This window comes from Actinopolymorpha pittospori (assembly GCF_014873875.1).
Classification (GTDB): Bacteria; Actinomycetota; Actinomycetes; order Propionibacteriales; family Actinopolymorphaceae; genus Actinopolymorpha; species Actinopolymorpha pittospori.
Map to the genome: position 1 here is coordinate 6,157,224 of NZ_JADBEM010000001.1, position 14,136 is coordinate 6,171,359.

General features: G+C 67.3%; 14 protein-coding genes. 9 read left to right on the top strand and 5 right to left on the bottom strand.

All coding sequences use genetic code 11. The features are described from left to right. Positions 1 to 24: 24 nt before the first annotated feature. Genes HEB94_RS28780 through HEB94_RS28790 form a run of 3 tightly spaced genes read left to right on the top strand, consistent with a single transcriptional unit; the run spans position 25 to position 3,363 of the window. Positions 25 to 1,695 (top strand): glycoside hydrolase family 20 zincin-like fold domain-containing protein, encoded by a 1,671-nt coding sequence (locus HEB94_RS28780; RefSeq protein WP_192752781.1) that lies wholly within the window; start codon positions 25 to 27, stop codon positions 1,693 to 1,695. After that, entirely contained in the window at positions 1,696 to 2,253 is a 558-nt protein-coding gene (locus tag HEB94_RS28785) for a hypothetical protein (RefSeq protein ID WP_192752782.1), read from the top strand. It begins immediately after the preceding gene. A 36-nt stretch (positions 2,254 to 2,289) separates the two neighbouring features. Further along, entirely contained in the window at positions 2,290 to 3,363 is a 1,074-nt protein-coding gene (locus tag HEB94_RS28790) for a Gfo/Idh/MocA family protein (RefSeq protein ID WP_192752783.1), read from the top strand. 17 nt (positions 3,364 to 3,380) lie between these two features. On the opposite strand, the gene HEB94_RS28795 is transcribed toward HEB94_RS28790, so the two are convergent. Further along, on the bottom strand, positions 3,381 to 4,214 hold the full coding sequence (locus HEB94_RS28795) for an SDR family NAD(P)-dependent oxidoreductase (RefSeq protein WP_192752784.1): 834 nt from the start codon (positions 4,212 to 4,214) through the stop codon (positions 3,381 to 3,383). A gap of 232 nt (positions 4,215 to 4,446) precedes the next feature. Here HEB94_RS28795 and HEB94_RS28800 point away from each other — a divergent pair, with 232 nt between their 5' ends. The 5 genes from HEB94_RS28800 to HEB94_RS28820 all read left to right on the top strand — a co-directional run bounded on the left by HEB94_RS28800 (position 4,447) and on the right by HEB94_RS28820 (position 10,435). Continuing rightward, positions 4,447 to 5,031, top strand: coding sequence for a TetR/AcrR family transcriptional regulator (locus HEB94_RS28800; protein ID WP_192752785.1), 585 nt, complete (start codon positions 4,447 to 4,449; stop codon positions 5,029 to 5,031). A gap of 411 nt (positions 5,032 to 5,442) precedes the next feature. Continuing rightward, positions 5,443 to 7,407, top strand: coding sequence for an ABC transporter substrate-binding protein (locus HEB94_RS28805; RefSeq protein ID WP_192752786.1), 1,965 nt, complete (start codon positions 5,443 to 5,445; stop codon positions 7,405 to 7,407). Between the two features lie 38 nt (positions 7,408 to 7,445). Next, positions 7,446 to 8,414, top strand: coding sequence for a phytanoyl-CoA dioxygenase family protein (locus tag HEB94_RS28810; protein WP_192752787.1), 969 nt, complete (start codon positions 7,446 to 7,448; stop codon positions 8,412 to 8,414). A 96-nt stretch (positions 8,415 to 8,510) separates the two neighbouring features. After that, positions 8,511 to 9,602, top strand: coding sequence for an enolase C-terminal domain-like protein (locus HEB94_RS28815; RefSeq protein ID WP_192752788.1), 1,092 nt, complete (start codon positions 8,511 to 8,513; stop codon positions 9,600 to 9,602). 110 nt (positions 9,603 to 9,712) lie between these two features. After that, positions 9,713 to 10,435 carry an FKBP-type peptidyl-prolyl cis-trans isomerase gene (locus HEB94_RS28820; protein ID WP_202896609.1) on the top strand — a complete coding sequence of 241 codons (723 nt, stop codon included), beginning with the start codon at positions 9,713 to 9,715 and terminating at the stop codon, positions 10,433 to 10,435. Here HEB94_RS28820 and HEB94_RS28825 read toward each other — a convergent pair. Both HEB94_RS28825 and HEB94_RS28830 read right to left on the bottom strand, forming a co-directional pair. Further along, entirely contained in the window at positions 10,379 to 10,978 is a 600-nt protein-coding gene (locus tag HEB94_RS28825; protein ID WP_192752789.1) for a P-loop NTPase family protein, read from the bottom strand. The genes HEB94_RS28820 and HEB94_RS28825 overlap by 57 nt on opposite strands. A gap of 96 nt (positions 10,979 to 11,074) precedes the next feature. Further along, entirely contained in the window at positions 11,075 to 11,671 is a 597-nt protein-coding gene (locus tag HEB94_RS28830; RefSeq protein WP_192752790.1) for a TetR family transcriptional regulator, read from the bottom strand. Positions 11,672 to 11,742: 71 nt separating this feature from the next. On the opposite strand from HEB94_RS28830, the gene HEB94_RS28835 reads away from it, so the two are divergent. Further along, positions 11,743 to 12,576, top strand: a complete 834-nt coding sequence (locus tag HEB94_RS28835; protein WP_192752791.1) for a class I SAM-dependent methyltransferase — start codon at positions 11,743 to 11,745, stop codon at positions 12,574 to 12,576. A gap of 27 nt (positions 12,577 to 12,603) precedes the next feature. On the opposite strand, the gene HEB94_RS28840 is transcribed toward HEB94_RS28835, so the two are convergent. Together HEB94_RS28840 and HEB94_RS28845 are read right to left on the bottom strand one after the other, a co-directional pair. After that, entirely contained in the window at positions 12,604 to 12,798 is a 195-nt protein-coding gene (locus HEB94_RS28840) for a ferredoxin (protein ID WP_192752792.1), read from the bottom strand. Positions 12,799 to 12,846: 48 nt separating this feature from the next. Continuing rightward, complete coding sequence (locus tag HEB94_RS28845; RefSeq protein WP_192752793.1) at positions 12,847 to 14,130, bottom strand: cytochrome P450; 1,284 nt, start codon at positions 14,128 to 14,130, stop codon at positions 12,847 to 12,849. Positions 14,131 to 14,136 lie beyond the last annotated feature (6 nt).

Here is a 14,136-nt window from a genome sequence, read left to right on the forward strand (position 1 = left end):
TCACGGGCAGGGGAGGTCAGTCGGATGTGCTCGAGGACGGGTTCGCAACTGGGAGCGCGGGGCTACCACGTCCTCCCGGAGCCCCAACGTGTCGAGCTGACCGGTACCGATGTCGAGTTCGACGCCAACTGGCAGGTGACGACCGAAGGATCACTGACCGTGGACGACGACCTGGTCGAGGTCCTGCGGGAGTGCCTCGACGAACGTCACTGCCTCACGGTCGGCACTCGCGACTGCGGCTCGCGCGGCCCTGCGATCGTGCTCGTGTTGGAGCCGAGAAGGACCGTGGTGGAGGAGGCGACAGACCGCGACACCCTCGGTCTGGCTGCCCAGAGCTACGAACTGCAGGCGACGGGGGACCTCGTCCGTGTCAGCGCGCCTGAGCGAGCCGGACTGTTCTACGGCATTGTCACGCTGGTCCAGCTGATCAGGTCAGACCAGGGCAGGTTGTGGCTTCCGGAGGGTGTGATCACCGACTGGCCGGACGTGGGCCGTCGACACTTGTTCTGGGACAACTCCGAGCATCTCGACCGGCTGGAGACGTTGAAGGCCGCAGTGCGAAAGGCAGCGATGTACAAGGTGAACGGAGTGGTCCTGAAACTCGATTCGCACTTCGTGTACGAGAGTGCTCCAGCGCTTGCCGATCCGAACGCCTTGATGCCGGCGGAGCTACAGGAACTCACTGACTACGCACAGCGCTACCACGTGCAGCTCATCCCGTATATCGACGCACCTGGGCACCTGGCTTGGCTACTCAAGCACCCGGAGTACAGGAACCTGCGCGAGTTCGCGGACTGCAACTACGAGCTGTGCACCACGGATCCAGGTTCGTACCGCTTGTTGGAGGGACTGTTCGACGATCTGCTCAGCTCGAATCAGGGGGTCGAGCACTTCGTGCTGTCGACCGACGAGCCGTACTACATCGGCCTGGGCCGGTCGAGGGCGCGGGCAGCCGAGCTGGGCAGTGTCGGGAAGCTCGAAGCGGAGTTCGTCAGGAGGGCGGCGGGGTATCTGCGCGACCGCGGGCGTACGGTCCAGATCTGGGGCGAGTATCCCATCGAGCGAGAGGACATTCCATCTCTCCCGCCGTATCTCATCAATGGCGTCGCCAACGGGCCGAAGTACGATCCCGTTTATGCGAGGAACGGCATACGCCAATTCCTGTATGTGTCCACCCAGGCGGAGTTGCAGAACTTCCCCGACTATTACCCGGCGGATCCGGCGGACCTGATCAATCCGGTCGGGTCGAACTGCTCTGTCGCCAAGCTTCACGAGGAGCTTTCGTTCCACCCTGCCCGGCGGCAGGACAACGTTGTCGGCGTCTTTGTCGCCGCGTGGGCCGACGCCGGACTGCACCCGGAGACCTTCTGGCTCGGCTTCGTGTGTGGAGCGGCGTGGGCCTGGCATCCCGGATGCCCGGAGCCGGGTGATGCGGTGGAACGGTTCGGCCGACTCTTCTACGGTGATGGCGTTCGGGACACGGCGGCGGTGTATGAGTTGATGAGCGTGCAGGCCCAGTTCTTCGAATCGAGCTGGGATCGCTGTGACTCGACCGCTCGTACTCCCATCTTCGGTGGCCCCTACGAGATCTACGACTCTCCGCGCCCCGCGAAGGATCAGTCGGTCCCGCTTCCGGACCTGCCCGATCGAACGCTCTCCCGAGGGAGCCGGTGGCGCAGAACCAACCTGCGATGAGTGCATCTGGCGGGCAGGGCCGCCGTCGCGAACGACACCCTCGTCGACCGCCTGACGGCCGACCGAAGCAGGGCACGGCACAATCGCCACAACCTCGACGTGTTCTCCTCCATCGCGGCCCTGTTCGCTCAGAACCTCCACCTGTTGCTGGATCTCGCCCGTGTCGATGATGAGTTGCGACGCGCGGAGAGCCTCGCACGAGAGGGAAGTGTCCGCAGCGCGGTGGCGTGCGTCGACCTGGCCCTCGACCTTGCTCACTCCATACGCCGGGACCGCAATGACACGCTCCGTCGCGTGCTGGACGTGTGGGCGGTCAGCCGGCATCTGAAGACGCCGAAGGCGAACGGGCGGGAGCTTCTGCATGCTTTCGACGACGTCAAGGATCATCTTCCTGACCGGACGACTGACATGTCGTACCTGATCCTTCGACAGTTGTTGCTGCCACTGGACGAGTGGTTCGAGCGGTTGCGGAGTGTGAGGAACCACTACGCCGACGCGCACGGCGTGCCTGTGCGGAACGACTCTCTGAACTGGGCAGCGTACGGCGCGCACGAGTAGACATGCATGGACGGGCCGACCGACGAAAGGGCGGGCATGAGCGTTCGTATCGGGTTCATCGGGGTGGGCTCCATCGCTGCCAGCCATCTCGCAGACCTCGTGAGGATTCCCGAGGCCGAGGTCGTGGCGTTGTCGGATGTATCGCCGGAATGTATCGAGTTCGCGAGACGCAAGGTCAACGAAGCTTCGGTCCGGGAGCGCGGGTCGGCAGGGCCGGCGTCGGAGCATCGACCACTCGAGGCCGCGGCGTACACCGACTATCGACTGATGCTTCGGAACGAGCGGCTGGATGCGGTGTATCTCTGCCTCCCACCCTTCGCCCATGGTGATCCTGAGGAGGCAGTCGTGGAGGCTGGCCTGCCGATGCTGGTGGAGAAGCCGGTGTCCTTGGACCTGCGCACGTCCGCGCACATCCTGAAGTTGGTTCGGGCGAAGAACCTCACCGTGGCAACCGGATATCAGACCCGATACGCCGGATACGTCGAGCGAGCGCGACACCTCATCGCCGACCGAACGATCGGAATGGCCCTCGCGACGAGGTTCGGTAGAACGCCTGACACGAGTTGGTACCACCGACAGGACCAGTCGGGGGGCCAGATGATCGAGATGGCGACACACCAGGTCGATCTTCTGCGTTACCTGGTCGGTGAGGTGGAGTCGGTCTATGCCGCGGCAGGGACACGCATCAACAACAAGGCTCAGCCTGACTACGACATCTTTGACGTGAACTGTACGACCATGAGGTTCGACAGCGGCGCGGTCGCCAATCTTGCCGTCAATTTCGTCGCCCAGCTTGGCGACCCGATGTCGGGAGCGGCCGTGCACATCTTCTGCGACGGCCTGACAGTCTCGTTGGGGGGAGCGGGACTACGCGCGACATCGGCGGAGGGGGTGGAGGAGGTCGCTTCCGAGGAGTCACCGATGGCGCTCGAGGACCAAGCGTTCGTACGAGCGGTGGCGGAGGATCGCCGCGACCTCATCAAGTCGGACTACGAGAGCGGAGTCCGGACCTTGGCGGTCACCATTGCGAACGATCGATCCGCGCGCACCGGCCAGTCGGTCAGTGTCTCCGATCTGCTCGCCGAGGAGGCCGCCATCCTTTCGGCGTGAGTCGTGCCGCCGTACGGTCAGATGCTTCGGTGCGTGCTGACGGCGGCCCGGAGTTCGGCGAGCTTGGGTGCGAAGGAGGCATCGACGGCGAGCGGGTCCCGCGCGTTGAGGTCCTCCATCGCGCGGCGCTCGGGCAGTTGGGTGTTGATGTCGATCTGGCGACTCTCGATCCCGGCCGCGATCTTGGCGACGACCTCGCCGACGGGACGAAGGCCGTAGCCCAGGTCGGCGCCGGCCCGGGTCGTCGTCATCATCGGCGTGTCGACCGGGCCGGGGTAGACGGTCGCGACGTGGACTCCGCTGCCGTACAGCTCGCGGCGCACTGCTTCGTCGAAGCGGGTGAGGCCGGCCTTGGTGGCCGCGTAGGTGGCGTAGTAGGGCGCGCCGACCAGGGCTGAGGCCGAGGCGATGCCGATCAGAGCGGCGTGTCCGTGCTCGGCTCCGGCGGCGCGGAGGTGCGGCAGCGCCGCACGCGTCGCGAGGATCGGGGCGAGCAGGTTGAGCCGGATCATGGCGTTGATGTCGGCGACGTCGATGTCCTCGAGCGCCGCCGCGCGCACGTTACCGGCGTTGTTGACCAGGATGTCCAGGCCGCCGAGCGCGGCGACCGCCTCGGCGATCACCCGTTCGGGCTCGCCGTCGGCGGTGAGGTCGGTGGTGATCGTGTGAGCCGTGCCGCCGAGCCCCGCGACGAGGGCCGCGGTCTCGGCCAGCGGTTCGGGGCGTCGGCCGGCGAGGGCCAGCGTTCCGTGCCGGGAGGCGAGTTCGAGGGCCAGGGCGCGGCCGATTCCGCTGCCCGCGCCGGTGATGAGGGTGCGGCGTCCCTGGAGGTCGAGAACGGGAGAGGTCATGAACGTTCCTTCGGAGTTGCGGGCCGGGGCAATCGGCAGGCCGCGTCGAACGTCCTGGTTCGCCCTGCTTCCTGCGGTATCTTCTTGTCGGGCAGGGCCTGGCGCACCAAGGAGTCGGGCGCGCGGTGCGGACGCCCTGAGGCGTGGTAGCGCATCATGTTTGACGACCCCGTCATGTTTGACAGGCTTGCATAGCTTGGCGATGCTGTCAAACATGGGCTAGGCTCGCGCCATGGCTGGGCGGCGACAGTTCGACGAGAAGGCCACCATGGACCGTGCCCGAGAGGTCTTCTGGTTCAAGGGGTACGGCGCGACCTCCATGCAGGACGTCGCGACCGCGACCGGCGTCCTCCGCGGATCGCTCTACAACGCCTACCGCGACAAGGAAACCCTGTTCCTGCACGTCTTCGAGGACTACGCCGACCAGTTCCTGGCCGAGGCGGACCAGGCACTCGCCCATCCGATCGTCGAGCATGCTCTGCGCGACTTCTTCGACTTCACCATCACGTCCATGACCACCGGGGTCCCCACGCGTGGATGCCTGACGACGAAGACGGCGATCGACACCCAGGCCGAAGGGGAACGCATCCGCGGCGCGCTTCGCGATCTGCTCGACGCCATGGAGCGGCTCCTGCGTGAGCGGCTCTCGGCCGCGGACGCCCAGCCCCGGCTCGCCATCCCCGCGGCGGAGGCAGCACGGGTGCTCATCACCATGACGCGGGGAATTGTCGTCATGGAACGCGTCTACCAGGATCCCGAACGTCTCAGGGCAACGGCCGACTCGCTGATCGACGCGCTCCTCCCGCCCGTGTCCTGAAGCGGTGTCGAGGCGGAGTCATCGGCACGGAACCAGCGCAGGCGCCGGACTCTGATGCGCCGGAGGTGACCCCATGGTCACTGTCCTTCTCTGGCCGTAGTCGAGGAGTTCCTCTCTCGATTCCGTTTTGCGACACTTGCCTTCCACGATGTCGAATTCCGACCGCGGCGGCGTAGCGGCGTGTCGGCGTCGACGTCGTGCCGACGCACACGGGATCCACGCACCGGCACCGTTGCACGGCCTGTGCCGGCCATCACCGCGATCGGACGACCCGACGGGAGGTCGCGAACAGCCGACCGTCGGATGACCAGCCAGCAGGGTTGCACCCCCGCCGCGTGCCCGCGTTCGGTCGGCGCGCCGAGAGAGCCTGATGCCACCCGGCATCTCCTCGAAGAATCGGGAGCACCAGCGATGGCAGAGTTGAGCCGCAGGGGGTTCGTCATCAAGACCGGCGCGGGCGCGCTGGCCGGCGCGTCGTTTCTTGCCGGATGTGATCTTCTTTCCACCAAACCGAGTGAGGGTGCGTCCAAGGGGGAGTCCCCGGCCGGGTCGGCGGCGGGAGGCGGCAAGGAGGCGCCCGCTCTCGCCGCGATGGTGAAGGCGGGCACGCTGCCGGCGTTGCCGGACAGGCTGCCGAAGAACCCGAAGGTCCTCACGCCCGTCGACCGTCCAGGCCGCTACGGCGGAACGATCAACTCGGCCGCGCTCGGACAGGCGGACAGCGGCTGGATGGACTGCATGGTGATCGCCCAGGACAACATCGTCTGTTGGGACCTGGAGTGGAACGAGGTGCAGCCCAACGTCGCGGAGTCGGTCGAGTACACCGATGGACGGGTCTACACGTTCACCATGCGAGAGGGCACGAAGTGGTCGGACGGTGAGCCGTTCACCACCGACGACATCATCTTCTGGTACGAGGACATCTTCTCCAACAAGGAACTCACCCCAGCGCCGGACTCGGCACTGGTCGCCGGGGGAAAGCCGGTCGTGATCAGGAAGTCCGGTGAGCGCTCCGTCGAGTTCGTCTTCGCCGCGCCGAACGGACTTCTGCTGCCCTGGCTGGCGGCGTACTACTCGTCGTTCCAGCTCGTGCCCGCCCATTACCTGAAGAAGTTCCACAAGAAGTACAACCCTGACGCCGACACGTTGGCGAAGGGAGAGGGCTTCTCGGACTGGAGCAAACTCTTCCTCAACAAGTTGGACTTCTGGGCCAACCCGGAGATGCCGCGGCTACACGCGTGGGTGCCCAAGAACGCGTTCGGCCAGGGCAGCCGGGTCGTGTGCGAGCGCAATCCCTACTACTTCAAGGTCGACTCCGATGGGCGCCAACTGCCCTATGCGGACCAGATCTCCTTCGACGTCATCTCCGCGCCCGAGACACTCACCCTGAAGGCACAGTCCGGCGAGATCGACATCTACTTCAGGTACGTCAACACCCCGGCGAACAAGCCCGTCTTCGCGGCGAACCGTGCCTCCGGGCGCTACCACTTCATCGAGATCAAAGAGCCGTTCCTGAACACCATCACCCTTCACCTGAATCTCACCCACAAGGATCCGGTGAAGCGGCAGATCTTCTCCAACAAGGATTTCCGGATCGGTCTTTCGTACGCGATGGACCGGAAGGACCTGATCAGCACCGTCTTCCAGCGACAGGGCAAGCCGTGGCAGGCCGCACCCCGACCGGAGGCCCCCTTCAGCGACGAGGAGATGGGTACGCAGTACACCGAGTTCGACACCGACCTGGCGAACGAGCATCTGGACAGGGCGGGCTTCGACCGGCGGGACAGCAGGGGGATGCGTCTTGGTCCGGACGGCCAGCCGATCAGGTTCTCGATCCTGTCCCAGACCCGCTACATCGAGCAGGTCGACGCCCTTCAGCTCATCCGGAAGTACTGGCTGGACGTCGGGATCGACATGCAGCCGATGAACATCGACGCGAACCTGTGGAACGTGCGGGTCGAGGCCGGCGAGCACGACGGCTGCGTGGACGACGGATCTCCCGGCTACAAGGAGATGATCATCGACCCGAGGTGGCTGTTCGCCAACGAGGCCGGCTACCGGTACGCGCCGTTGTGGGCGAACTGGTTCATGGGTGTGAAGCCGAACGAGGCGCCGCCCGCGGCGATGCGCGAGCAGATGCGCATCTGGCGCGAGGAGGTCCAGACGTCTCCTGACCCGGAGAGCCAGTACGCCGGGATGAAGAAGCTGGTCGAGATCGCCAAGCAGGAGTTCTGGATCATGGGCATCTCCCTGCCCCCCAGCACCTACGGGATCGTCACGGACCGGCTCCAGAACGTACCGAAGTCCATGTGGGACCTGGGACGTTTCCCGTCGCCCGCGCCCAGCAACCCGGCGCAGTACTTCATCAGCACCTGACGCGCAGTCCAGCGTTGGCTCGAGGCAAGGAGGATGCGATGGCTAGTCTCACCGCCGCCGAGCAGCGGCAGTTCGAGGAGGAGGGATACGTCGTCGTCGACGACGTCTTCGACCCCGAGCGGGAGTTCGATCCGGTCACCGCGGAGTACGACGGCGTGCTGGACCGGCTCGCCGCCGAACTCCACGAGTCCGGTGCGATCAGCTCGACGTACTCGGACCTGGCGTTCTCCGACCGCCTCGCGCGGATCTACGCCGAGACCGGACAGGTCTACCCGAAGTACTTCGACCTCTCCCTGCCGCAGAGTGGGGTCACCCATCAGACGCCGTTCTGGACAGGGCCGGCGGTCTTCAACCTGTTGCGCAGCCAGGGCGTACTGGACCGGGTCGAGTCGCTCATCGGGCCGGAGATCTACGCCAACCCGGTCCAGCACATCCGACTGATGCCGCCCGAACGGCTGGTGCCGACGGACCCGTCGACCGGGCAGGCACTGTTGGCCGCCACGCCGTGGCACCAGGACAACGGCGTGGTGACCGAGGAGGCGGACGACACGCGGATGATCACCGTGTGGTTCCCCCTGATCGACACGAGCGAGGAGATGGGGTGCCTGGTCGTCCAGCCGGGAAGTCACCGCAGGGGCCTGTTGACGCACTGCGGAGGTGGGCGTCTGCACGTCCCGGACCAACTGCTGGGCGACGTGAGCGCCAAGCCGTTGCCGATGCGTCGCGGATCGGCCCTGTTCATGCACCGGCTGACGGTGCACTCCTCACTTCCGAACCTCAGCGGCCAGGTGCGGCGTAGTTTCGACTTCCGCTACCAGCCGACCGGTGAGCCGACCGGGCGCCCGGCGTTCCCCGGTTTCGTGGCCCGCAGCCGGACCCGACCAGACACCGAACTCCACGACCCCGAGGTGTGGACGGCGTTGTGGCTCGAGGCCCGTCGAGCCCTCGCCGACGGCGACCAGCCCCGGTTCAACCGTTGGGACGCCAACGCCGCGATGTGTGCCTGAGGCCGAGGCGCCACCGATCGACTCGGCCGACTCGGCCGCCCGCCCCCCAGCGCACCCCATCATGACCGACGCCTTGAGACAGGAGACTGATCGACGGTGAAGATCACAGACGTACGCGTGACCAAGTACCGGCTGGGAAAGCTGGACCGGCCACACCGGAACTCGATCCTGGTCAGTGCGAACAAGGGCCTGGAGTTCGTCGAGGTCGACACCGACGAAGGGCTCACCGGCGTCTCCATGGGAGCGGGGCGGGGCCGGGCCGAGGCCTTCGTCAGGCAGCTTCGGGATCGCCTGCTCGGTGAGGACCCGATGGACGCCGCCCGGGTGTGGCATCACATGTTCACGGGATGGCGCAAGCCGATCGTCAAGGGTGACGCGATCATGTCGATCGGCGGGGTCGACAACGCCCTGTGGGACCTGCGCGGCAAGGCGCTCGGCATGCCGGTCTACCGCCTGCTCGGGGGCTTCCGGTCCCGGGTCCCGGCGTATGCGGCCGGCGGCTACTACGAGGAGGGCAAGGGCCTGGCGGAGCTCGGCGAGGAGATGAAGTCCTTCGTCGCCGCCGGCTACAAGGCCGTGAAGATGAAGGTCGGCGGCGCCACGGTGAAGGAGGACGTCCGCCGGGTCGAGGCGGTCCGGGAGGCGATCGGTCCCGACATCCGACTGATGGTCGACGCCAACGACGCGTGGACCGTCGCCGAGGCGTTCCGGTTCGGTTCGGCGGCGCAGGAGTTCGACCTGGAATGGTTCGAGGAACCCTGCTGGCCTGACGACCAGGAAGGGATGGCGCTGTTGCGGCGCAAGCTCAGCGTGCCGATCGCCAGTGGTGAGATCGAGTTCACCCGGTGGGGCTTCCGTGACCTCATCGAGCGCGGTGCCGTCGACATCGTGCAGGCCGACCCGCACCTGTGTGGAGGCCTGACCGAATGGATGCGAATTGCGGCCCTCGCCTCCGCCCATCACCTCGTGATGGCCCCGCACGGCAACCACTACGTCGGCGCGCACGCGGTCGCCGCGGTCGACAACGGTTACATCGTGGAGAGCTACGCGGGCATGAGCCCGTGGCAGAACGAGTTCCTCGGCGGCATCACCTTCGACGACGGGGATCTCATCCTGTCCGACGAGCCCGGGCTCGGCATCACCATCGACCGGGAGGCGCTGGAACGCGCCGCCGGACAGGCTGGCTGAACGCCGTACACCGCGATGTCTGGCTCCTCGGCGCGGGCGCAGTCACGTCCCCAGGCTGCGCCTATACACTGCGCGAACTTGCGTCGTGTTCGCTCGAAAGGGGGCTGGCCGTGGCGTCGAAGAGGAAGCGCCGTGAAGAGGCTCGCCGTCAGCGATACTCCGAGTTCGATCGGCTCGAGGAGCTGGCGGCGGTACGACGGCGACGGGTGCGGTCCGCCCTGATCGTCGTGACCGCGGTGGTTCTGGTCGCCGTCGTCGGCACCCTCGTCGCGGTGATCGTCGACCGGAACGGACAGTCGCCGGTCGCCGGTGCCTCCGGCTCGGCGACGACCTCGGCCACCCCGACGTCACAGCCCACGGAGCCTTCGACGGCACCGGCGGCCAAGGGCCCCTCGGTCAGCTTCCGCGGCGTGACGGTCCAGGGCGCCGCCGACCTCGGCGGTGCGCCGGCGGTCACCTCGAAGTCGTCGAGTGATCCGACGAAGCTCGAGTACAAGGATCTCGTGGTGGGGAAGGGCAAGGCGGCCACGCCCACGTCCCAGGTCTCGGTGCAGTACGTCGGCGTGCTCTACAAGGACGGGAAAGTCTTCGACTCCTCGTGGAGCAACGGTGCGCCTGCGGACTTCTCCCTGACCGGCGTGGTCCCCGGCTTCACCCAGGGGATCGGGGGCACCAAGGGCGTCCCGCCGATGAAGGTCGGCGGCAGGCGAATCATCATCATGCCGGCCCCCCTGGGCTACGGCTCGGAGGCCAGGGACTCGATTCCAGCCAACTCCTCACTCGTCTTCGTGGTCGACCTGAAGAACGTCACCACCTCGACCACGGGCGGCTGAAGCCCGAAGGGCGTCGCCTTCGAGGAAGCGACGTAGCTCGCGGCGTGAGCGGATCCGGACGAACCTGACATGGCTGAACCTCGGATCGTCCATGGCCTGGGCGTACTGCACGCGAGTGCGGCCGTGGTCGGTCCACGACCAGGCGAGGATCGAGCGCCGCGGATCGAGGCTGAGCTGGTCGCGCAGGGGGCGTTCCCGGTTGCCGTTCCACAGTTCGGCGCGAGTCAACGTACGCCGGACGGTCCGTAGGACCAGTTGCCTCATCACGACAGGGCGCGGGAGATCCAGCCAGATCACGGTGTCGGCGGCGGTCCAGACCAGTTCCCGAATCGCGGCCGCGTAGTTGCCGTCGACCACCCACGACCCTCCGGCGCAGGCGTCCCTGACGCGTGCCTCGAACTGCTCGGGCGGCAGATGGGTCCAGTTCGGCTGCCAGAAGATCGAGTCGAGCTCGATGTGGGGAACGCCGAGGCGTCGGCTGAGTTCGCCTGACAAGGTCGTCTTGCCCGAGCCCGACACGCCGACCACCACCACTCGAGACATCCGGGCAGTGTCGCGGAACCGGGTGCGGCGGACAACCCGAATACCGAGGAAGCCCGCGACCGGAGCCCCTGGCCTCGGGTCGGCCGCTGGCGTTGATCACGCCGGCTCTGGCGTGACCCCGGCGAGGACCGTGCTCACGGCCCGGCGGACAGCCGCGGGCTCGGGTGAACCGCCCGTCCGGTCGGCGAACAACAGATGCGCGGTCCCGATGAGCATGGCGGCGAGCGTGTCGACGTCGGCGTCGGCCGCGACCCGACCGAGGTCGCGCTCCGCGGCGAGGTAGGAAGCGATCATGGCGACGGCTTCGGTCAGGACCGGCACGCCGACCGGCCAGGTCCGGCGCAGCCGGGCGCGCAGTTCGTCGCGGAAGGTGATGAGGGCGACGATGGCCACCGCCACCGACCCGAACAGCGTCGTCAGCGTTTCGGCGAGGTTGTCGGCGACGGTGCCGGTTCCGGCGGCCTGGCGCAGGGCGGCGGCCTGGGGAACCAACCGTTCGACGCGGTCCAGTACGAACTCGGCAAGGAACGCGTCGAAGTCGTCGAAGTGGCGGTGCAGGACGCCCTTGGCGCAGTCTGCCTCCGTGGTGACCGCCCGGCTCGTCAGCGCGCTCGGCCCGTCGCGGACCAGGATGCGGTCGGCGGCGTCGAACAGTTGCTGACGCACATCGCGGATGGCTACCCCTGTCGGCACCGCGGATCCCTCCTTCCTTCGGTCGGGTCGTTCCGTTGCCCGAGTGGGCATGTGCCCATTAGAGTGGGCGCATGCCCACTCTACCTCCGGAACGCGCACCGCGCTCTTGGCGCGAGTCCCATCGGTATCGACAGGTGGCGGAGTCCTTCGGCGTGGACGTCGAACGCTACGACCGGACCCGGCCCAGTTATCCCGACGCGATGATCGCGCGGATCGTCGCCGAAAGTCCCGGCCCCGACGTCCTCGACGTCGGATGCGGTACGGGCACGGCTGCCCGACAGTTCCTCGCGGCCGGCTGCAAGGTGTTCGGCGTGGAGCCCGACGCGCGGATGGCGGAGTTCGCGCGTCGCGGCGGACTCGACGTCGAGGTGGCGACGTTCGAAGCCTGGGACCCCGCCGGGCGGCGCTTCGACGCGGTCGTCGCCGGGACGGCCTGGCACTGGGTGGACCCAATCGCGGGAGCGGCCAAGGCGGCGCGGGCGCTGCGACCCGGCGGTCGGTTGGCGCCGTTCTGGCACGTGTTCCAGCCGCCGGCCGAGGTGACCAAGGCGTTCGTCGCGGCCTATCGGCGCGTCGCGCCCGACTCGCCGTTCGACCTCGACCGCATCCAGACGGCGTCAGCGATGGACGTCTACCAGGTGGGGTTCGCCAAGGCCGCCGACGGGATCAGAGCGGCCGGCGGGTTCGGCGAGCCGGAACAGTGGCGATTCGACTGGGAGCGGTCCTACACCCGCGAGGAGTGGCTGGACCAGTTGCCCACCCAGGGCACCCTCACCGGGCTTCCGCCGGACAAACTGGCGGAGGTGGTGCAGGGCGTCGGCACCGCCATCGACGCGATGGGTGGCAGCTTCACGATGCCCTACACCACGGTGGCGCTCACCGCGACCCGAACCAGCGCCGCCTGACCCGCGCAAGACCGGGTTGACAGCGCCTCACTCGTCCACGGTGATCGCCAGTGCGGGGCACAGAGCGGCGGCCTGGCGTACGTCGTCAGCCTGTTCCTCGGGCGGGTTCTCGTTCAGCAGAACGACGATGCCGTCCTCGTCCCGTTGGTCGAACACCTCCGCCGCGGCCATCACGCACTGCCCGGAGGCGACACACTTGTCCTGGTCGATGCTAACCTTCATGAGCTCCACTTCGTCTCGTTCGTCGCGCGGTCTCGAGCGACCGGAAATTCACCAGGTGATGGGCAGTTCGTACACGCCGTAGACCGAACCGTCGTGTTTGAAGGGGATCTTCTCCAGATCAGTCGCCAGCCGCAGCGTCGGAACGCGCTTGTACAGCGTGCGGTAGACGACCTGGAGTTCCATCCGGGCGAGCGGCTGGCCAAGGCACTGGTGGACGCCGAAGCCGAACGCGACATGGTGCCGGGCGTCGCGGTGGAGATCGAGTTGGTCGGGATCGCCGGGGAACGCCTCCGGGTCTCGGTTGCCGATGTCGTTGGCCACGATGATGCCCTCGCCGGCACGAATGGTCTGGCCGGCGACCTCGATGTCCTCCAGCGCGACGCGGCGTCGCCCGTTGTGCGTGATGTGGAGGTACCGCAGGAGTTCCTCGACCGCCCCGGCGATGACCTTCGGATCGTCGCTGTCCCGCAGGATGGCCAGTTGGTCCGGGTGTTCCAGCAGGGCAAGGGTGCCGAGCGCGATCATGTTGGCCGTGGTCTCATGCCCGGCGATCAGCAGCAGGACGCCCATCTGGGCGGCGCCCTGCGGGGTGAGTTCCCCGGTCCTGATCCGCTCGGTCAACCCGGACAGGAGGTCGTCGGCAGGGTTGTCCAGCTTCTCACCCACCAGGTTGTCGAGATAGTCGAGCAGCCGCTTGAGGGCGGCACCGCGCTCCGCGCGCGTGGCGCTGCGCCTGATGATGGTCCGGCTGTTCTCCTGGAAGAAGTCATGGTCGGCGTAGGGCACACCGAGCAGGCGGCAGATCACCAACGACGGCAGGGGAAGCGCGAACGCCTCAACCAGGTCGGTCGGCTTGGGCCCGGCCAGCATGGTGTCGATCAGGTCGTCGACGATGACCTGCACCGCCGGCCGGATCGCCTCGATCCGCTTGATGGCGAACGGCGCGGTCACCATCCGGCGCAGCCGGGCGTGTTCGGGGTCGTCCATCAGGATGAAACTGAGGCCGGAGGGACCATGCTCGGCGTCGCTGGGTGCAGGCGCGGCGGACTCGCCGGATCCGGAGCGTCCCATGACCTGAGCTTCCATGGGGAAGCCGGGGCGGGTGACGTCGGAGCTGACCCGCGGGTCGGCCAGGACCGCGCGCTGTTCGGCGTACCGGGTCACGATCCAGGGGGTGCTGCCGTCCATGAGCCGCACCTTGGCGAGCGGTCCCTGCTTCTGCAGGTCGTACAGCGTGGGCGGCGGGTCGAACGGACAGCCCGCCGCCCGCGCCGCCGGGTAGGCCGGAAGGTCGGCCTTGCTCTCGTGGGCGCTGTTGATCGTGCTGGTCATTGCTCT